This window comes from Xenorhabdus miraniensis (assembly GCF_002632615.1).
In genome coordinates this window covers 23,897-43,987 of the sequence record NZ_NITZ01000001.1, presented here as the reverse complement: position 1 = coordinate 43,987, position 20,091 = coordinate 23,897, and the positions used below count along the sequence as shown (strand labels likewise).

Genomic DNA, 20,091 nt, shown 5'->3' with positions numbered 1-20,091 from the left:
CTAATTTGAATTTAGCCGCTGTTTGATACTGCCAAATCTGTCAGTGTGTAGGAGTTCTCACCAACCACATGGCATCATTAAAATTCATCGTTCTAAATTGAGGAATATGACCAATACTGAGGTTGCAGAAGTAGCCACATGTCCTGCTTATATCCGTAATAGTTACGTTCTCTGTTTATGCTTTACTGGATTAACCGTACTGCGGGGAATAGAGAAAACATGTCGCCATCGGTATGCCATCAAAAATTAATTTCGAGTGGAAAAAAATTATTTTCCTAATACAGCCAATAGAGAACACCGTAGTTTAAATAAACAAAAAAGGGTATTTCAATTTACCTCATATAGGGTTAATTTCGTTAATGGCACATTCTGCTTACTCAATGATTCGTAATATTGATTTATATCAATAAAGCCGATCCCGTTACAGAATATTGTAATACCATACTGCTAACATGTGATATCCAAGAAATACCCTGAAAGTATCATCAGGAAACTCATAATAGAAATCGCGATTGGTTTCCTGATATTCAACTAATAAAAATTACCTGTCAGTTCGGAATATTACAGGTAGTTCAAAGTGAAGTTTGCGATAGCAGTAAAGTTACCTGTTTTCACTGTAATGTCTTTACCTTCAGTGCCACCCTGCAACCCTTTCAGGCGAGCAGCGAAATTCAGGTTATTGTCGCCATCTTGCAGAGATACCAAGTCAGATGCCTGGCCCAGAGGAATATGCTTGTTGCCATGATTAGTAATCATGATACCAGCACCTTCTGCACCACCTTCAATAGCCAACAAGCCTTTGATATTACCGTCAGCTTCTGGGCCGGTGAACGTTGTGGTTACGCCTTTTTTAACGCCAAGCTCACAACCTTGTAGTTCAATCTTGAAAGGTACAGAAGCTGAGTGACCACCATCTTTCAGAACAACGTTGCTCACTTGGCCCATTTCAACTTCAAGATTATTATTTTTGATTGAACACACTGAATTAATAATAGAACCATTGAATTTGACTGTACCGTTACCTTGAGTAGGTGCTGCATTTGCCGCGCCAGCAGTTAAAGCCACACCCAAACCTAAAACCATCGCCAATTTGTTAAGTTTCATAATTTAACTTATGCCTTTAATTGTAAAATAGATTCTGATAGCCAAAAGGAAGCCGAAGTACAGAAATTAATTTCTGACACTTAGGCGAATGATTATTTAGTTTTTTGACAGAAATCATAACTGGTCAAAATAAACCAAACTGACAATATCATTCTACAGAATAAGTCTTAAGTCAAATTTCAGCCGATAAAACTGGTTATGTGCCTTAACATCATATGAAATATGAGTTTTTATAAAAAAGTACGCATAATGAGTAGTATATTTTACTAATAATTTTTTTATTTTGGATTATTCCCCTGAGTTATATCGAGCGATGTTTAGTAATTTAGTATCTTAATTGGCGTTGCTTTATTGCTCTAATTTATCTTTCTGAAAAGCAGGGGGGTTTTATTATCTCGACATAACCATAATATTTAGATTTTATTATCAACCCTATTGATTAAGCCAAAATAAACACAAAACATTTATCTGGGAAGCATAGTTATCAAGCTAATTATCAATCAATGGTATAATTTAAAAAAACGCCACTTTAAATTTATTAAATTTCTTCTCTTCATTCATTTTTTAGCCAATTTGTTGTGGAATAAAATAACTATTAAATGAATCTGCCTAACCTATCATTAACAAAATAGGAAAAGGGAAAATATATTTTAGAAATAAAAAGCCCTTTCCATTATTGGAAAGGGCTTATTTATTTCTGATAAAACGGTAAAATTATTTACGTTTTTTTAATTATCACCTAACAAAATGGATTCAAGTGCAATCTCAATCATGTCGTTAAATGTATTTTGACGTTCTTCAGCTGTTGTTTGTTCGCCTGTACGAATATGGTCAGAAACAGTACAGATCGCCAGTGCTTTTGCACCAAACTCAGCAGCAACACCGTAAATACCTGCTGCTTCCATTTCAACACCCAGAATGCCGTATTTTTCCATGACATCAAACATCTGAGGATCTGGCGTATAAAACAGATCAGCAGAGAAAATGTTACCTACACGAGCATTGATATTCTTCGCCTTGGCAGCATCAACCGCATTGCGAACCAGATCAAAATCAGCAATCGCTGCGAAGTCGTGATCTTTAAAACGCAAGCGGTTAACTTTGGAATCGGTACATGCCCCCATGCCAATCACAATATCACGGATTTTGACATCTTCACTGACAGCACCACAGGAGCCGATACGGATGATTTTTTTAACACCGAATTCAGTGATCAGTTCTTTGGCATAGATAGAGCAAGATGGGATGCCCATGCCGTGACCCATAACAGAGATGCGGCGGCCTTTATAAGTCCCGGTGAAGCCAAGCATACCGCGAACGTTATTAACCTGACGAACATCTTCCAGAAAAGTTTCAGCAATGTATTTTGCACGCAGTGGATCACCTGGCATCAAAACAACATCAGCAAAATCGCCCATCTCAGCATTAATATGTGGGGTAGCCATAAGTTTATTTCCTTGTTTTTATTACGTATCAAAATAAGTGAAAATGAGGAGGCCCATGGCCTCCAAAAAATTAAAACATCGCTTTACCGTAATCCATTGGCGTCAGGTCGAAATATTTCGCCACGGTCTGACCAATGTCGGCAAATGTTTCACGATGCCCTAATGAACCTGTTTTAACGTTAGGTCCGTAAACCAGAACCGGGATATGCTCACGCGTGTGATCAGATCCCGCCCAAGTCGGGTCACAACCGTGGTCGGCAGTAAAAATCAGAATGTCATCTTCTTTAACCAATTTCAGCATTTCTGGCAGACGACGATCAAACAATTCCAATGCAGCCGCATAACCCGCAACATCACGGCGGTGGCCGTAAGAAGAGTCAAAATCAACAAAGTTGGTAAATACGATGGTGTTATCCCCTGCCTGCTCCATTTCAATCAGTGAAGCATCAAACAGGGCATCAATTCCTGTTGCTTTAACCTTTTTAGTGATGCCCACGTTCGCGTAAATATCGGCAATTTTACCGATGGAAACCACTTCACCCTGCTTTTCATCAACCAGTTTTTTCAGGATGGTTGGCGCTGGTGGTTCGACCGCCAAGTCATGGCGATTGCCGGTACGCTGGAAATTCCCTGTTTTATCACCCACAAATGGGCGGGCAATAACGCGCCCAATATTATATTCGCCAATATTCAGCTCTTCACGGGCAATTTCACACAACTCATACAGGCGATCCAAGCCAAAGGTCTCTTCATGGCAAGCAATCTGGAAAACAGAATCCGCAGAGGTATAGAAAATCGGTTTACCGGTTTTCATGTGCTCTTCACCCAGGTTATCCAGAATCACGGTACCAGAAGAGTGGCAGTTCCCCAGATAACCCGGCAAGTTAGCGCGCTCAACCAGTTTATCCAGTAATTCCGGTGGGAAACTGTTTTCTTGGTCATGGAAGTAACCCCAGTCAAACAGAACCGGAACGCCTGCAATTTCCCAGTGGCCTGATGGCGTGTCTTTACCAGAAGAAAGTTCACTCGCGTAACCATAAGCACCAATAATTTCGGCATCTTTATCCAGACCAATCGGAAAGGTTCCACAGGATTCTTCCGTCGCCTTACCCAATCCCAGACGGCTGAGGTTAGGCAGGTGCAATGGCCCTTTACGACCAATATCAGCCTCACCACGAGCACATTGTTCTGCGATATGGCCTAAAGTGTTAGATCCTTTGTCACCAAACTTTTCAGCGTCAGCACTTGCACCGATGCCAAAGGAATCTAATACCATGATGAATGTACGTTTCATAATTTTCTCCTGCGTCAATTCACGCTATCAATGCGGAAACTGCCAGCTATTAAAATCGATTTTCAATCTTGTGTGGTTTATCCACTAATATGACGGTAAACCATCGGTGTGGCGGCTTTTGTTTCAGTTTTTTCAAAAACCGTTTCTTCAAAATCCATTTCTTCAAAAACAAAGGCATTACGCACGGTTTCTGCGGCTTCATGCCAGGCATTTTCGCTATTGGCATGAATCATCGCCAAAGGGGTATCTGCATTGACTTTTGTCCCCAGCGCAACGATATCACTTAACCCCACACTGTAATTTATAGGGTCGGTCGCCTTACGACGGCCTCCTCCCAATGCAACAACAGACATTCCCAACGCTCGGGTATCCATTTTTGCAATGATTCCATTCTGCCCGGCCAGTACTGGCTTGCTGAATCCCGCAGTCGGCAGGTAACGGGCGTAATTTTCAATAAAATCCGTTGGCCCTTTCTGTGCTGCCACCATGCGGCCAAATATTTCAGCCGCTTTGCCACTGTCCAGTGCGGCCTGTAACTTACGACGCGCATCATCACGATCGGCGGCCAAATTGCCTGAAACCAGCATTTCAGCAGACAGCGCCATCGTGACTTCAAATAGCCGGGGATTACGGTACTCGCCTGTCAGAAACCAGACAGCTTCACGAACTTCCAACGCATTACCGGCACTGGATGCCAGAACCTGATTCATATCCGTCAATAATGCGGTTGTTTTGCACCCCGCACCATTGGCTACTCCGACGATAGACTCTGCCAGACGTTCTGATTGTTCATAAGTCGGCATAAATGCCCCGGAACCAACTTTCACATCCATAACCAACGCATCCAATCCTTCAGCCAGCTTTTTACCCAAGATCGATGCAGTAATCAAAGGAATAGAATCAACGGTTGCTGTGATATCACGCGTCGCATAAAAACGTTTATCCGCAGGTGCCAATGAGCTGGTCTGTCCTACAATAGCGACGCCAACATCCTGAATAATGCTACGGAAACGTTGTTCATCTGGAAAGATGTCAAAGCCGGGAATAGATTCTAATTTATCCAGCGTTCCTCCGGTATGCCCCAAGCCTCGCCCGGAGATCATCGGTACATATCCTCCACAGGCTGCCACCATAGGGCCAAGCATCAGGGAAGTGACATCGCCCACACCGCCTGTTGAATGTTTATCGACAATCGGCCCGGGTAAGTTCAGGGTTTTCCAATCTAAAACTGTACCAGAATCACGCATTGCCAATGTCAAAGCAACCCGTTCTTCCATTGTCATATCATGGAAATAGATGGTCATTGCCAGAGCAGCAATCTGCCCTTCAGAAACCGTGTTATCACGGACGCCATTAATGAAGAAGCGTATTTCTTCTTCACTCAATGGATGACCATCACGTTTTTTGCGAATAATTTCCTGTGCCAGAAACAAAGCTACCTCCCAATCATTATTATCTGAAAAGAATGGCAGTAATACACATCACTTTAATCTTAACGTGTATTTAATGAGTCATTATTGCTCTCAATAACTACTGCTCTGCTTGTGTCCCTGATGTCCAAGTGTGGTCAGCAAATTACCCAACAAGCTGGAGGCACCAAAACGGAAATGGCGGGAATCAACCCATTTGTCTCCCATGATACGTTCGGCCAGTGCCAGATACTGCGCCGCTTCTTCAGCAGTACGCACACCACCCGCAGGTTTAAAGCCAACGGTATCGCCGACGCCCATATCACGGATCACACTCAGCATAATTTCAGCACTTTCCAGTGTCGCATTGACGGGAACTTTACCTGTTGAGGTTTTGATAAAATCCGCACCTGCTTTAATTGAAATTTCAGATGCCTTGTGAATCAGATCCGCTTCTTTTAATTCACCGGTTTCAATAATGACTTTCAGCCAGATGCCTGATTCTGCACAGGCTGTTTTACAGGCTTTCACCAGATCAAAACCAATCTGTTCATTACCTGCCATCAATGCACGGTAAGGGAAAACAACATCCACTTCATCAGCACCATAAGCGATGGCTGCGCGGGTTTCGGCCAGTGCAATATCAATATCATCATTGCCGTGTGGGAAGTTAGTCACCGTGGCAATGCGAATTTCGGGGGTTCCCTGCTCACGCAATACCTTGCGCGCCACGGGAATAAAACGTGGGTAGATACAGACGGCGGCCGTATGTCCGGCAGGGCTGTTTGCCTGACGACAAAGTGCCGTCACTTTTTCATCTGTATCGTCATCATTAAGTGTAGTTAAATCCATCAGACTCAGCGCACGCTGAGCGGCGGCGGTTAAATCGGTCATAAAACTCTCCAACGGTATTATTATCGTGACTGAATCAGTTCACATATTCTTTTGTACGATTATTTTGAACGAACGGTTATCATTAACCATTAACACATTCGTTTGTTGGCGAGCGGACTTGGTTCCTTGAAGATGTTGCTATCATAATAATAGATGACAACAACAATAGAGTTCCTTCTCTCCGCACTATTTTTTGTGCAATCTTTCTGCACTTAGCTCTCTTCAGCCTGCATAACCTTACGGGTATCAGCTTCGTCCATAAAGTCTTTGCGTATCATTATTTGAACATGTAAATGATCAATAATTAGTGCTGAAAATCACATTAACAAAATACAATTTGCAACCATAAACATTTTAATGTGAATTAAATCATATTTAATAATCCCAGGAAAAACAAAAGCAGGTGAGATATCTCACCTGCATTCAATTTGATACGCGTTTCCCTGCGTTTACTATTCCCTGCGTTTTACTATTCCCTGCGTCTTACTATTTCCTGCGTCTTATAATGCGAGGAAAAATCCGGCAATTGTTGCACTCATTAAGTTAGAGAGTGAACCAGCCAGTACCGCTTTCAGGCCGAAACGGGCAATATCACCGCGACGGTTTGGTGCCATACCGCCCAAGCCACCCAACAGAATAGCAACAGAAGACAAGTTCGCGAATCCGCACAGAGCAAAGGCAATAATGGCTTTAGTATGGTCAGAAAGCACTTGCAGACCGGCTGCCTGAACCACATCATCTGCCTTCAGGTATTCACCAAAGTTCATGAATGCGACGAATTCATTGACGACTATCTTCTGTCCAATGAAAGAACCCGCGATAGTCGCTTCATGCCACGGAACACCAATCAGATAGGCAATTGGAGCAAAAACCCAGCCCAGAACCAGTTCCATGGATAATTGAGGATAATCAAACCAACCGCCGATGCCACCTAAGATACCGTTCAGCAAAGCAATCAATGCAGTGAATGCCAGCAACATTGCGCCGACGTTCAGAGCCAGTTGCATACCTGATGCTGCACCGGATGCGGCAGCATCGATGATATTTGCAGGGCGATCTTCCACCGATACCAGTGACATCGCATCAGCCGTATCGTGAGTTTGTTCTGTTTCCGGCACCATCAGTTTCGCAAACAGCAAACCGCCCGGTGCAGCCATGAATGAAGCGGCAATCAAGTATTCCAATGGAACGCCCATGGACGCATATCCTGCCAATACTGAACCCGCTACAGAAGCCAAACCACCACACATAACAGCAAACAACTCAGATTGAGTCATGGTCGCAATATAAGGGCGGACAACCAAAGGCGCTTCTGTTTGACCTACGAAAATATTCGCAGTGGCAGACAGAGATTCAGTCCGTGATGTTCCCAACACTTTCTGCAAACCACCACCCAATATTTTGATGATGAGCTGCATAATGCCCATGTAATAGAGAACCGCGATGAGTGAGGAGAAGAACACGATGACAGGCAGAACACGCAAAGCAAAAACAAAGCCGCCGCCGCCGAACAGTTCGAACATTTTGTCGGAAACCAGTCCGCCAAAAATAAAATCTGTTCCTTTCTGACCGTATCCAATCACGTTGGAAACGCCTTGTGATATTCCTTGCAGAATGTCTTTGCCAGCCGGTACGTAAAGTACAAACGCCCCAATAACAACCTGAATCAAAAAGGCGCCTAGGACGGTACGGATTTTAATGGCTCGATAGTTACTGGAAAAGAGTACTGCGATAAAAATCAGCACTACCATCCCGATCAGGCTCATAAGGAGTTGCATTGGAAGAATCCCTGTTCACTGAATGAATAATAAAAAAAATATGTCAGCTATTCTTAAATTCCTACTGACATTGTGTGTGCGCCGATTATACCTAGTCCCCAAAAGGAACAAGCAACTAACATCACAAATTAATACCGCAAAAAGTAATATAAAAACTCAAAATGAGAGATTCATCACATAAAACCACCTAATTTCGGTGGAGTTAGATAATCTTATGGAGAAAAGGATAAAATAAAGAATAAATAGGCAGGGAATATAAGTTAAATATTATTAATGTTTGTCTGAAACGCGTTGTACATTTCTACGATTGAAGAATTTTTACCATTTTGTTGATTAAAGTTAACTCAATGTAAATAATGCTACACTATTCTGATAAATTTGGTTGACAATTTCATCTGGAGATTCTCGGCGTAATTCACACAATATTGAAAAAACCTGTGCGACTCTTTCTGGCCGATTTGGCTGTCCCTGAAATCCTGATAGTGGCATGTCAGGTGCGTCTGTTTCCAATACCAGAGATGACAGCGGCAATTGCGAAATGGTATTACGTGTCTTTTGTGCCCTTTCGTAAGTAATCGTTCCTCCAACACCAATGTAAAACCCCAAACGAATAAAAGCCTGAGCCTGGGACAGACTCCCTGCAAAACCATGAATCACCCCTGTGCGTGGCAAATTATATTTCCGCAAGATTACCGCTAATTGGTCGTGGCTTTTTCTGGAATGAAGTATCACAGGCAAATCATATTGCCTGGCTAGCTTTATTTGCTCTTCCAACACATTTTTTTGTTTTTCAAACTGTGGCTCCGGCATATAAAGATCCAGACCAATCTCACCTACCGCCACACATTTGGCACTTTTCTTCTGTAGCTGTCGCTCCAACTCATCCAGATGCACGTTTTGATGTTCACGAATATAGAGTGGATGTAAGCCAAAAGCAGCATAGATTGAGGGATAAGTCTCTGCCAGCGTGGCAATTCTCTGGAAATTCATTTGGCTCACCGAAGGCACGATAATTTTTCCCACGCCCACTTGTTTGGCTTGTTCCAGACTTGTTGTTTCATTACCTGCAAAAGGAGGAAAATCAAAATGGCAGTGCGTATCAATAAACATCTACTTATCCAGACTATCCACGATAATCGACTCTGTTGCCTGTGCATTATCAATCACATCAGGTACAAGATTCTCTACTATTGAGTGATTGGCATGATTCAGAAAATGGTTGCGCCGGAAGCAATTACGATTGATGCCATCAGCGTTTAAACCACTGCGGCACACGCCATAACTCTTACGCTCTGCGTGACCAAATTTTCCACCCACAAATGTATGCCCGATCGTTGCCAAAAAATACCGCCCACAGCGCCTTCCTAAATGATAATCCTGATTTAATGCGCTGATTCGGCTTCCCAATGCCATAGCAGACAGGGGGGCAGGTGGATAAATTTCAAAAATTTGTACATCATCCGGTGGATTCTCGATAAATTTCTGTGTCCGGAGGTAACTCTGCGCATGGAGATTGAGCATTTTCACCATTTTTTGCAAACTGCTGGTTTCCAGCCAACGCTCCATACGCTTGAGCCATTGAGGCGTATAATACAGTTGTGAAGGTACTGTCCGGATAACAACAATCGTATCTGCACCACGGCGATAGGCTTCTTGCACAGGTATCGCATCGCTAATACCACCATCTTGGTAAATAACATCACCAAGTGTCACACCATTACGATAAAAACCGGGAATAGCACTGGAGGCTTTCACAATGTTCATCCAGTTTTTATCATCAGGATGCAAATAATCTGCTTTAAAATCATCAGCGCGACAGGCACACATATAGAATTCGCGTCCGGCATCAAATTGACGCATTGCCGCAGAAATATTAAGTGGTAACTGCTCAGAGATAGTATCAATATACCAATCGAGATCGATCAAGTGCCCACCACGAACAAAACGAAGAGGGTTAAAAAAGGCGGGATCTGTAGTATAACGATTGATCACTCTACGGGCATAGCCCGGTTGACCACAAATATAGGCAGAGAGGTTTTGTGCTCCCGCAGATGTCCCAATAAATAATTCAAAGGGATTAAAATTAAGCCGGAGAAATTCATCCAAAACACCTGCGGTAAAAATACCTCGTTGACCGCCACCTTCACAAACAAGGGCAATTTTCCCTGGCTTAATCTGGGAGTTATAAGCTAATGGTTCTATATTACCCAGCGTTATTGGAATATGTTTCCCCACTCTTCTCCTCCTCTAAAAACAATGAACCCTATGGACTCACACATTTATGCTAAATATCTATCAAGATATTGTTGCTTAAACAACTCAACTTGTAATGGTTTGGTTAAAAGATTAAGAATAAAGCATCAATAGATAAATAAATATTAGCTTAGCAAGTTACCTAAATACAGCCAGTGAATAGTATTCTTATGAGATAATCTCGCAATTTAATAGGATTTTATTTGAGGAAAAGAAGTAAAAAGAGTGGCTTATTACCACCACTCTATTCACAATTTCAGTGACTGTTTTATACCCTTCATCTTGAAATCCATTGGGTATATATCCGTTATTCTTTGATCTCTATCGTGCTTTTCACGGATTTAACACCTTTCACTCCATGAACAATTTTGGCTATTTTTGCTGCCTGATGTTTGTTTTTGACAAAACCTGAAAGGTAAACAACACCTTTTTCCGTTTTCACCGAAATGTCATTACTGTTTATACCCTTATGTTCCAGCAATTTCCCTTTCACTTTTGCCGTAATGGCGCTATCGTCCAAATAAACATCGGCGTGCTGCATGGAATTATCTATTTTCTTTCCTGTATTTTCTATTGAGCGATCAATTTTCTGCCCTGTACTCTCTACGGTTTTTCCCGGAGAGGTTTCGGCAGCCAGAGCACTACCACTGATCAGTACCGAGCCTAGAACAACAGCCAGTAGTGAATGTACCAACTTGATATTTTTCATCCTACCACCTTTTTAATTTAAGCTAGAATCGTTACCAACAGTATGTCAACTAGACTGTGCTGATAAAATGGGATTTACAAAAAATAACGTATATTTTCATTAAATCAGAGAATTATTCTTTAACTTAAGAAAAAGGTAGGGGATATGAATAAAATAGAAAGAGCCAACAGGATAGTTGGCTCAAAAGAAAGATTAGTGTTCCCGTGTCTTACGGAAAGCAACATCAGGATAGCGTTCACTGGTCAGGTTTAAGTTAACCATTGTTGGCGCAATGTAAGATAAGTTATCACCACCATCGAGTGCCAAGTTCATTTCATTCTTACGTTTGAACTCTTCTAATTTCTTCACATCATTGCACTCGACCCAACGAGCCGTAGAAACGTTAACCGGTTCATACAGTGCTTCAACGTTGTATTCACTCTTCAAACGGGCAACAACAACATCAAACTGGAGCACACCTACCGCCCCAACGATCAAATCGTTATTGGCCAGTGGGCGGAAAACCTGAACCGCTCCTTCTTCTGATAATTGAACCAGACCTTTCAGTAATTGCTTCTGTTTCAGCGGATCACGCAGACGGATACGACGGAACAATTCTGGCGCAAAGTTAGGAATACCGGTAAATTTCAGTTCTTCGCCCTGGGTAAAGGTATCACCAATCTGGATTGTGCCATGATTGTGCAAGCCGATAATATCTCCCGGATAAGCATGCTCAACATGGGAGCGATCTCCTGCCATAAAAGTCAGTGCATCAGAAATGACGACATCTTTCTTGATGCGGACTTGGCGCAGTTTCATGCCTTTTTCATATTTACCGGAAACAACCCGCAAAAATGCCACGCGGTCGCGGTGTTTAGGATCCATGTTAGCCTGAATTTTGAAGACAAAACCGGTGAATTTCTCTTCACTGGCTGTCACTTCACGTGCATCAGACCGTCGAGGCATTGGAGTTGGCGCCCATTCAACAAGACCATCCAACATATGATCGACACCAAAGTTACCCAACGCAGTACCAAAAAAGACCGGCGTGAGTTCACCTTGTAAAAAGGCATCCTGATCAAACTCATGAGATGCACCTTTGACCAGTTCCAGCTCTTCGCGCAATTGATTCGCCAGCTCTTCACCTACCGCAGCGTCCAGCTCAGGATTGTCCAATCCCTTGATAGCACGGACTGCCTGAATAGTGTGGCCTTGACCAGATTGGTACAGGTAAGTTTCATCAAGGTAAAGATGATAGACCCCTTTGAAAGACTTACCACAGCCGATCGGCCATGTAATCGGGCTACATGCGATGTTCAGCTCATTTTCCACTTCATCCATCAGCTCCATCGGATCACGAATATCACGGTCGAGCTTGTTCATGAATGTCAGGATTGGCGTATCACGCAGACGGGTCACTTCCATCAACTTGCGGGTACGATCTTCAACCCCTTTCGCAGCATCAATCACCATTAAACAACAGTCAACGGCGGTCAAAGTACGGTAAGTATCTTCGGAGAAGTCTTCGTGGCCCGGGGTATCCAGCAAGTTAACCAGACAATCGCTATAAGGAAACTGCATCACAGAAGTGGTAATGGAAATACCACGCTGTTTTTCCATTTCCATCCAGTCTGATTTTGCGTGTTGGTTAGAACCTCGGCCCTTTACCGTCCCCGCTTTCTGGATAGCCTGTCCGAACAGTAATACTTTTTCGGTAATAGTCGTCTTACCCGCATCGGGGTGAGAAATTATTGCAAAGGTGCGCCGTTTCGCAACTTCTTGCAGAAATGGGGAATTTGCCATCAATTGGGATCTTCTAGTCTATATGCGGATTAATGTCATTTGGGAAGCGCCTCCTGCTGGCACTTCACCTTCAAATCCGTCGTGTTAATCGTGATTGGCGCTTATTTTGGCTGAACTTGGCGTTATAAACAACCAATGATTATCGCCCTCATTAGCAAAATCCGCCGCCCAATGCGGGCGGGCATTCTTGAATGGCCTGCCTGTTTACTCAACTCCCCAAAGTTGCCCCACCATCAACAACGATATCCTGCATCGTGATATGGCTGGCGAGATCTGATGCAAGAAAAAGAACGGTATCCGCAATTTCTTTCGGTAACGCAATTTTTTTCAAAGGAATACCTAACTTAAATGTGTCAGGAAAACCCTCAATGAGGTTTTGCCTGAATACAGCACCTTGTTGTGGATCGTTTTGCCACATACTTTGTAGCATGGGGGTGTCCGTGGAGCCGGGAGAAACCAGATTACAACGCACACCGTAAGGTGCCAATTCAAGCCCGACACTTTGGCACAAGCTGCGCATCGCGGCTTTGGAAGCACCGTAAGCTGACATTCCAATCCGTGGAACATGAGCGGCGTTAGAACAGACAGAAACGATGTTTCCACTGCGTTGTCGTTGAAATTGAGGGATCACGGCTTGAAAGAGGTTAAAAGCGCCACCGACATTGACGTTGAAACATTGTTGCCAATCTTCCCAACTCAGTGTTTCTGTTCGTCCTGTCCGCAGGATGCCGGCACCATTGACTAATATATCCAAGTGAGGCTCTGCCTTGAGCCGTTTACGGCAAAACTGGCTGACAGCGACAGGATCACTGACATCTAACTGATGGGCAGTAAAAGGAAGGTCAGAATCGGGAAATGCCAGATCCAATCCGATCACTTTCGCTCCAGCCTGACGGAACCGGCTTGCAATGTGATAACCGATGCCGCGTCCTGCTCCTGTCACCCAAACATGCTTACCGCTGAAATCGAAAGTTATGTTCATTGTCTGAATTCTTCTCTCTCAGTCAGCAGGGCGAGCCAGTTTGCCAGCGTTGGGGTTTTCACAAGTGAGATAAAAGTAATATTATGATTTTCATGGTTCCAGCGAGTGACCAACGACATGATTTTTACAGAGTCGAGACCGTAATCCAGCATGTTTTCATGATCATCAATATCACCACAGTCATCATCCAATAGCGGCAAAATCTCAGCGCGGAGGCGTTCGCGAGTCCATTCAGATTGCGGGGATATTTCATTGAGCAGTGTTTCTGTCGTCAATACACGACCACAGCGACCCGCAATATAACGTAATGCCATGATGTGCTCATCGTGGCTAAAATCTGCCAGTGCATCAGCAACAAAAAAAGGCTGGATATCACGCATAAAGGCATCCGTGGCTGTTGTCATGCAGCCAATATGAGCATAAATTCCACTGATAATTAATTGATCGCGACCCAGTTCTTTCAATTGTTGTTCAAAATCAGAGCGTTGAAAGGCGCTGTAACGCCATTTTGTTAACACGATATCATCGCTTTCAGGTATCAATGCGTCAGTGATGCTGTGCTGTTCTGGATGCTGATTTAATCCCGCCCCCCACATATCATTCAGCAACCCACGCTCTGCATCGCTCTGATGATTCGGTTGGGCTGTGTAAAAAACGGGTATTCCCTGTTTCTTGCACTTGCTTTTTAGCAGCACGATATTATTGATAACCTGTTTCACCAGCAAACTGTCAGCCTGCCAGAAACTGAGGAAATAATTTTGCATGTCATGGATAAGTAGCGCGGCACGCTTGCCATCAAGTGGCCAATTCACTTTATTGGTCGGTAGTTCTTGAGTTGTGGGGAGAAAATAATCATTCAGTGTTGGAATACTCATTTTGTACCTCTGTGATACGTTAATGTGCTGCGTGGTTCAACGTGCTGTGTGCGATTTGGCGTAATTTCTGTTTATCGATTTTTCCGACAGGTGTCATAGGCAGGGATGGAACATTTTCAAAGCGGTCAGGAAGTTTGTAATCAGCGATGCCTTGCTCACGTAAAAAACGGCGCAATAGGGCGGACTTGACCTCTTCGCGGGTAACGATATAGGCACAACTTTTTTCACCCATCAGTGAATCAGGGATGGCGATCAATGCGGCATGAAGCACGAGTGGATGGCGTAACAGTAAATTTTCAATTTCCTCTGCTGCAATCTTTTCGCCGCCACGGTTAATTTGATCTTTTTCCCTGCCTACAACTTTTAGATAACCTTGTTCTGTTTGAATAACGATATCACCTGAACAATAAAAACCATTTTCATCAAATACTTGACTGTTATGTTGATGACTTTGATAGTATCCGCGGAAAGTATAGGGCCCGCGTGTCATCAGCAGACCGGGAACGCCGTGAGGAAGAGGATTCCCTAAACAGTCAGAGACCCATACCTCATCATCATCACTGATCGGGCGGCCTTGAGTGGTGAAAATAGTGTGTTCGTCATCACCCAGTCGTGTGTAGTTAACCAATCCTTCGGCCATGCCAAAGACCTGTTGTAGTTGACAACCCAGTTCTGAGGGGATTCTTTGTGCCAGCGATTCACTCAGGCGAGCGCCTCCCACCTGCAATAACCTCAAGCTTGCAAGTGGTGATTTATCACCTGTCAGTGCGATGGCTTCCAGCCACAGGCTTACCGCAGGAGGCACTAAAGCAGCCACATTAACCTGATATTGTTCAATCAATGGAAAACAACTTGATGGGCTGGGATCACTGGCCATAATTACCTGACCTCCCGCATAAAAAACCCCTAACGCTCCCGGTGAACTCATCGGGTAATTATGGGCGGCAGGAAGGGCGCATAAATAGCGTGTTTGGGCATTAAAATGGCAGATATCAACGCTGGCACGAATGCTGTAGTAGTAATCGTTGTGAGTGCGAGGGATCAGTTTTGGAATGCCGGTACTGCCACCCGATAGCTGGAAGAAAGCGACTTCATCTGCCGGAGTCGGCGTTGCGGTAAAATTGTCTGCTTCTTCACTAATCAGTGCGGTTAAATCTATCGGGCTATCGTTATCTCCTCGCAGGAATACATTTGCCAATGAAGGATAACGGGTATGCAGATCATGAATAAACGTATTATCAAAAAACAGTGAATGATTGCGATCGGCGATCAGAAGTGCTGGCTTGATCTGTTCGGCATAAGCCAGTAACTCACTGCGCTGGTGGTTAAACAGGGCGTTAACCGGCACGACGCCTAAACGCAGCAGGGCAAAAAAGGTGATATAAAATTCTGCAATGTTCCCCAATTGCACTAATGCGGTTTGCCCCCGCTGGACACCACGGCATTTGAGAGATGCAGCCAAATTATCTGCCAGTTGATTGAGTTGTTGATAACTATATTGGCTATATCCATATTGCCGATTTGTGCAAATCAGCGCGGTATTTTCGTTGCCGGCCTGACGGCTGAGTATGTCATCAAGGGGAAGATCAACCCAGTAGCCACGTTGACGATAATGTTGTGACAATGCTTCGGGCCAGCGATTGAACTCAATATTCATAACACATGTTCCTTACTGGCAGATAATCCCAGAGCCTGTAGCATAGTGCCGAGTTTTACCCCCGTTTCCTGCCATTCGGCATCGGGTTGAGAGTCAGCAACGATGCCTGCTCCGGCAAAGAGCCGAATATGATTTTCGAATAACTCACCACAGCGAATGGCAACCACCCATTCGCCATTGCCTTTGGCGTCACACCAACCGACGATGCCACCAAAATAGCTGCGTTCGAAAGGTTCGAGTTGGGCAATAAGCTCGTAGGCTTGCTTTCTTGGTGATCCACAAAGTGCGGGTGTCGGGTGAAGTAAACAGGCAACGGAGAGGGCATCAATGTGTTTGTTGCGTAATTCACTGCGTATTTCTGTTGCGAGATGCCAGAGTAACGGGGTACTGAATATTGAAGGTGAATCAGGGATCAGCAGTTCAGTACAGTGTTCAGCAAGTGCGGCTCGTATTGCATTAATCACTAATTGATGTTCATGGTGGTCTTTAGCTGAATACAGCAACGATTGCCGCAAAGCATTATCTTCTGCGATATTGCGGCTTCTGCGTGACGAACCCGCCAGCGGTTGAGAAATAATGGCATTACCCTGTTTGCGTAGCAGAAGTTCCGGGCTGGCACCGATGAGCGTCTTGTTACCCAATGGAAGATGGAAGTTATAGCTATAGGGATTCTGGGCATTAAGCTGCCTAAACAGCTGGATAGAATCAGGTTTCTGCTCAAATTCAAGGTCAAATAAACGTGAAAGGACAACCTTATCAATCCGGCCATGGTGTATGGCCTCAAGAGCTTGAGAAACTAGTTGGCAAAATTCTGCTTTTTCGGGCCATAAATGGCCCTGCTGTAATGGCAACTGTGGTGTAGAAAACGGGGTGGAAAAACGTAAGGTGTCTCGTTCAAGCCAACGATATTCATAAGGGATATAGAGAGCAGAAGGTTGTTGTTTATCAAAAGGAATAGCACCCACTGCAATCGGGTTTTTAATTCCTGCAAGTTCAGCCTGACGGAATAATTGAGAAAGATGATCCTGTAATGGATTATCAATATCATCATGATGATTGGCAGGTGTTGTTATTTTGGTAAAACATCCGTGTGCATGCAGGCTCTTATTTGAAGACAGAAACACAAAATCATCACAATTAAAATCCGATTGTTGGGATGTGGGATATTCAGCAGTTAACTTAAGCACGATGTTTCCCTATTAATTATTTTTTATAGCTTTTATCGTTCGAGTCGCCGCGTTGTCTTCTGTGATCACTCACTCCAACCACAAAATAAGATGTGGATAAAGATTCATCCTTTTGCGGCTGTGCTGCGACTTGAAATCTCATTCCCAATGGCAGAAAAGCTGAGTCATCACGTTGCTTTTGCGATGGCGGCTTTTTTGCCACTGAGGTAAGTGAATTTTGCTTTACCAGCTATATTCCACAGTGGCAAAGATGCTGCGTCCGCTGCCATAGAAGCAGGCTCCTGCATTCGAGCACGAAGCGACGTAATGTTTATTGGCCAGATTGTTTACATTCAGTCGTATATTCGCGCCTTTTAACTGAGGAGAGGCTTCGCCAAGATCGTATTTCGCCATAAGGTCATAGAGGGTATAAGGCTTGACGTGGAAGGTTTCTGAATAATCACCGGAAGTAGAGCCGGTATAACGTACGCCTGCTCCTAATGTAAATCCTTTCAGCGCAGTTTGTGTGAAGGTATAACTTCCCCATGCAGAAGCCGCATGTTCAGGAATTGAAGGCACTCTTTTGCCGATACGTGAAGTATTGTGATCGTCTTTGGTTTTGGTATCGGTATAGGTATAGCTTGCTGTCAGATTGATTTCTGGTGTGATTTGAGAGTGAATTTCAGCTTCTGCCCCTTTTGAGCCGATTTTGCCAATTTGTTCGCTAAAACGAGTGACTGGGTTACGGCTGGTCACGTTTTTCTGGGTGATATCGAACAGAGAAAGCGTTAACAGGGTATTGTGATCTTTTGGCTGGAACTTGATACCGATTTCAGTTTGTTCACCGGTTGTGGGTTTGAAAGCCGGGGTGCCGGGTTTACCTTGATCCAGATTAGGCTCAAACGAGGTGCTGTAACTGATATAAGGCGAAATGCCGTTATCAAAGGCATACAATAACCCCGCACGTCCTGTAAAAGCACGGTCTTTTTGTGTTGTTGATGTGCCCCTCATAATGTTTTGTTGCTTGGTTTCAGTCCAGTCATAACGCCCTGACAGAACTAAATTCCAGTTTTCCCAACTCAGTTGATCCTGTAAGTAAACACCTAACTGATGAAGTCTCTTTTTCTCATTTCTGTTGAGAGACAGCCCTTTTTCATCGACAGGCATGCCCCAAACCGGGTTTGACCAATCAAAATGGTATTTGCCGTTTTCATCCCAGTCACGCCAAAATTTATTGTGACTATTTACCCACTTATAATCGATCCCACTGATGATGTTATGTTCAATGTTACCCACTGAAAAAAGCACTTTCAGTTGGTTATCCATGCTTATTCCTTGAGATTTGTTATGATCGCGCTGTGGAAAACGCGTAATGATGGGGCGATTGTGATCTGATGCAAGAACGAGATATTTATAGCGTTCATCTGATTGCGAATAACGCAAGTTTTGTTGGAAAGAGAAGACATCATTAATGTCATGCTCAAGAATGTAGCCGATAGAGAGCTGTTCCCGTCTGGCCTGATTAAAAGAAGGGTCACTGAAATTCATATTGTAGGGGATATAACCTGCATTGGGTACGGGAGTTACCGTGCCGTCTTTAGGATAGAAGTTGCGGTATCCCGCTTTGGGATCGTACTGATAACTGGTCAATAACGTAAAGGTTGTATTATTGTTGGGTATCCATGTCAGCGCCGGCGCGATGGCAACCCGCTCTTTTTTATAACCTTTAACGAATTGTTTTTGCGTGCTGAGAATACCATTCAAACGATAGAGAACGGACATGTCATCACTCAACGCGCCACCGAAATCAAACGCTATTTCCCCAAGGCTCTGATTACCTGCTTTCATCTGTACTTTATGGATGGGCTGAGCAGTTGGCCTTTTGCTGGTCATATTAATCAATCCCCCAGGGCTGACCTGACCATACAGCACGGATGCCGGCCCGTGTACCAACTCCACACGTTCTAATAACCAAGGATCTATCTGACCCACAGTGCCGCTTGAACTGTTCGTACCATAACTCAATCCATCGAGAAATTTAGGGGCATAACGGAAGCCACGTGTAATCACTTCGTCGTTGCGGTTGGAAGAGCCCCGGTAATTAGTCACAACACCACTTGAATAATTCAGAGCGTCAGCCACCGTCATGGCACCTTGTGCTTCCATCTGTGTGCGGTTGACGACGCTGATTGATTGGGGAGTTTTAATCAGGGGAGTGGTGCTTTTGGTGCCAGCGGTGCTGTCTGATTCTACAAAATGTTTTACTGAGTTGCTTTGACTGGTGCTTGTGACGGTGATGATGTCTTCTTTTTTGTCGCTGGTAGTTCCAGGGTTTGCTACAGCATAAGGGGATAACAGCAAAGTGGAGGTCAATATTAAGGGTAACTTATTATAGTTATGTTTTTCCTTTATTTTTATTGCAGTTTTTACCGTTTGATTCTTGATAAGCAGTACCATGGATTTCATCTCTCAAAATAGACTTATTAAAAATAAATATTAAAAATCAATTAATTAATTGAAATTATCCCATTATGACCAAGCGGAATTGTGAGGTTTCCTGCCACATTACCCCTGATATTGCTCCATGAATTCTGCCAGCCAGTCGCTACAACCAATAAATAATACGAATGATATTGCAAATGAAAATCGTTATCAATATCATTCTTGCGGCGGTGATTTTTTCCTTTGTGAGTGTTATTGGCTCCGATGTATCAGGTATGAATGTTATGTGTGAACGAATCGT

15 protein-coding genes are annotated in these 20,091 nt (G+C 43.8%); all 15 read right to left on the bottom strand.

Features of this window, described 5'->3' with window-relative positions:
* Positions 1–561: 561 nt before the first annotated feature.
* The gene (locus Xmir_RS00145; protein ID WP_099112487.1) at positions 562–1,104 is read right to left on the bottom strand and encodes a fimbrial protein; all 543 of its coding nucleotides are present in this window, start codon (positions 1,102–1,104) and stop codon (positions 562–564) included.
* A 728-nt stretch (positions 1,105–1,832) separates the two neighbouring features.
* Complete coding sequence (gene deoD / locus Xmir_RS00140; protein WP_099112486.1) at positions 1,833–2,549, bottom strand: purine-nucleoside phosphorylase; 717 nt, start codon at positions 2,547–2,549, stop codon at positions 1,833–1,835.
* 70 nt (positions 2,550–2,619) lie between these two features.
* Positions 2,620–3,843: a phosphopentomutase gene (deoB, locus tag Xmir_RS00135; protein WP_099112485.1), complete on the bottom strand. Its 1,224-nt coding sequence runs from the start codon at positions 3,841–3,843 to the stop codon at positions 2,620–2,622.
* 77 nt (positions 3,844–3,920) lie between these two features.
* Positions 3,921–5,276, bottom strand: a complete 1,356-nt coding sequence (gene deoA, locus Xmir_RS00130) for a thymidine phosphorylase (protein WP_099112484.1) — start codon at positions 5,274–5,276, stop codon at positions 3,921–3,923.
* A 90-nt stretch (positions 5,277–5,366) separates the two neighbouring features.
* Entirely contained in the window at positions 5,367–6,146 is a 780-nt protein-coding gene (gene deoC, locus Xmir_RS00125; protein ID WP_099112483.1) for a deoxyribose-phosphate aldolase, read from the bottom strand.
* 500 nt (positions 6,147–6,646) lie between these two features.
* Positions 6,647–7,912, bottom strand: coding sequence for a NupC/NupG family nucleoside CNT transporter (locus Xmir_RS00120; protein WP_208620373.1), 1,266 nt, complete (start codon positions 7,910–7,912; stop codon positions 6,647–6,649).
* A gap of 351 nt (positions 7,913–8,263) precedes the next feature.
* Positions 8,264–9,034: a TatD family hydrolase gene (locus tag Xmir_RS00115; RefSeq protein ID WP_099112481.1), complete on the bottom strand. Its 771-nt coding sequence runs from the start codon at positions 9,032–9,034 to the stop codon at positions 8,264–8,266.
* A complete protein-coding gene (locus Xmir_RS00110) occupies positions 9,035–10,159 on the bottom strand; it encodes a patatin-like phospholipase family protein (protein WP_099112480.1) in 1,125 nt (374 codons plus the stop codon). It lies immediately after the preceding gene.
* 325 nt (positions 10,160–10,484) lie between these two features.
* On the bottom strand, positions 10,485–10,886 hold the full coding sequence (locus Xmir_RS00105) for a BON domain-containing protein (RefSeq protein ID WP_099112479.1): 402 nt from the start codon (positions 10,884–10,886) through the stop codon (positions 10,485–10,487).
* Positions 10,887–11,078: 192 nt separating this feature from the next.
* Complete coding sequence (gene prfC / locus Xmir_RS00100; RefSeq protein ID WP_099112478.1) at positions 11,079–12,668, bottom strand: peptide chain release factor 3; 1,590 nt, start codon at positions 12,666–12,668, stop codon at positions 11,079–11,081.
* A gap of 208 nt (positions 12,669–12,876) precedes the next feature.
* Complete coding sequence (gene dhbA / locus Xmir_RS00095) at positions 12,877–13,650, bottom strand: 2,3-dihydro-2,3-dihydroxybenzoate dehydrogenase (RefSeq protein ID WP_099112477.1); 774 nt, start codon at positions 13,648–13,650, stop codon at positions 12,877–12,879.
* Positions 13,647–14,525 carry an isochorismatase family protein gene (locus tag Xmir_RS00090; RefSeq protein WP_099112476.1) on the bottom strand — a complete coding sequence of 293 codons (879 nt, stop codon included), beginning with the start codon at positions 14,523–14,525 and terminating at the stop codon, positions 13,647–13,649. The genes dhbA and Xmir_RS00090 overlap by 4 nt, the downstream gene beginning before the upstream one ends.
* Before the next feature lie 19 nt (positions 14,526–14,544).
* Positions 14,545–16,182 (bottom strand): (2,3-dihydroxybenzoyl)adenylate synthase, encoded by a 1,638-nt coding sequence (locus Xmir_RS00085; RefSeq protein WP_099112475.1) that lies wholly within the window; start codon positions 16,180–16,182, stop codon positions 14,545–14,547.
* Positions 16,179–17,369, bottom strand: a complete 1,191-nt coding sequence (locus tag Xmir_RS00080) for an isochorismate synthase (RefSeq protein WP_099112474.1) — start codon at positions 17,367–17,369, stop codon at positions 16,179–16,181. Before Xmir_RS00080 ends, Xmir_RS00085 begins: the two co-directional genes overlap by 4 nt.
* Positions 17,370–17,591: 222 nt before the next feature.
* Positions 17,592–19,805: a TonB-dependent siderophore receptor gene (locus Xmir_RS00070; RefSeq protein WP_099112472.1), complete on the bottom strand. Its 2,214-nt coding sequence runs from the start codon at positions 19,803–19,805 to the stop codon at positions 17,592–17,594.
* Positions 19,806–20,091: the final 286 nt, after the last annotated feature.

Coding starts and splice junctions, on each gene's coding strand:
- Xmir_RS00085 (WP_099112475.1), bottom strand. CDS start 16,182: ATGAATATTGAGTTCAATCGCTGGCCCGAAGCATTGTCACAACATTAT.
- Xmir_RS00115 (WP_099112481.1), bottom strand. CDS start 9,034: ATGTTTATTGATACGCACTGCCATTTTGATTTTCCTCCTTTTGCAGGT.
- deoC (WP_099112483.1), bottom strand. CDS start 6,146: ATGACCGATTTAACCGCCGCCGCTCAGCGTGCGCTGAGTCTGATGGAT.
- Xmir_RS00120 (WP_208620373.1), bottom strand. CDS start 7,912: ATGAGCCTGATCGGGATGGTAGTGCTGATTTTTATCGCAGTACTCTTT.
- Xmir_RS00070 (WP_099112472.1), bottom strand. CDS start 19,805: ATGGTACTGCTTATCAAGAATCAAACGGTAAAAACTGCAATAAAAATA.
- deoB (WP_099112485.1), bottom strand. CDS start 3,843: ATGAAACGTACATTCATCATGGTATTAGATTCCTTTGGCATCGGTGCA.
- Xmir_RS00105 (WP_099112479.1), bottom strand. CDS start 10,886: ATGAAAAATATCAAGTTGGTACATTCACTACTGGCTGTTGTTCTAGGC.
- Xmir_RS00145 (WP_099112487.1), bottom strand. CDS start 1,104: ATGAAACTTAACAAATTGGCGATGGTTTTAGGTTTGGGTGTGGCTTTA.
- Xmir_RS00090 (WP_099112476.1), bottom strand. CDS start 14,525: ATGAGTATTCCAACACTGAATGATTATTTTCTCCCCACAACTCAAGAA.
- dhbA (WP_099112477.1), bottom strand. CDS start 13,650: ATGAACATAACTTTCGATTTCAGCGGTAAGCATGTTTGGGTGACAGGA.
- deoD (WP_099112486.1), bottom strand. CDS start 2,549: ATGGCTACCCCACATATTAATGCTGAGATGGGCGATTTTGCTGATGTT.
- prfC (WP_099112478.1), bottom strand. CDS start 12,668: ATGGCAAATTCCCCATTTCTGCAAGAAGTTGCGAAACGGCGCACCTTT.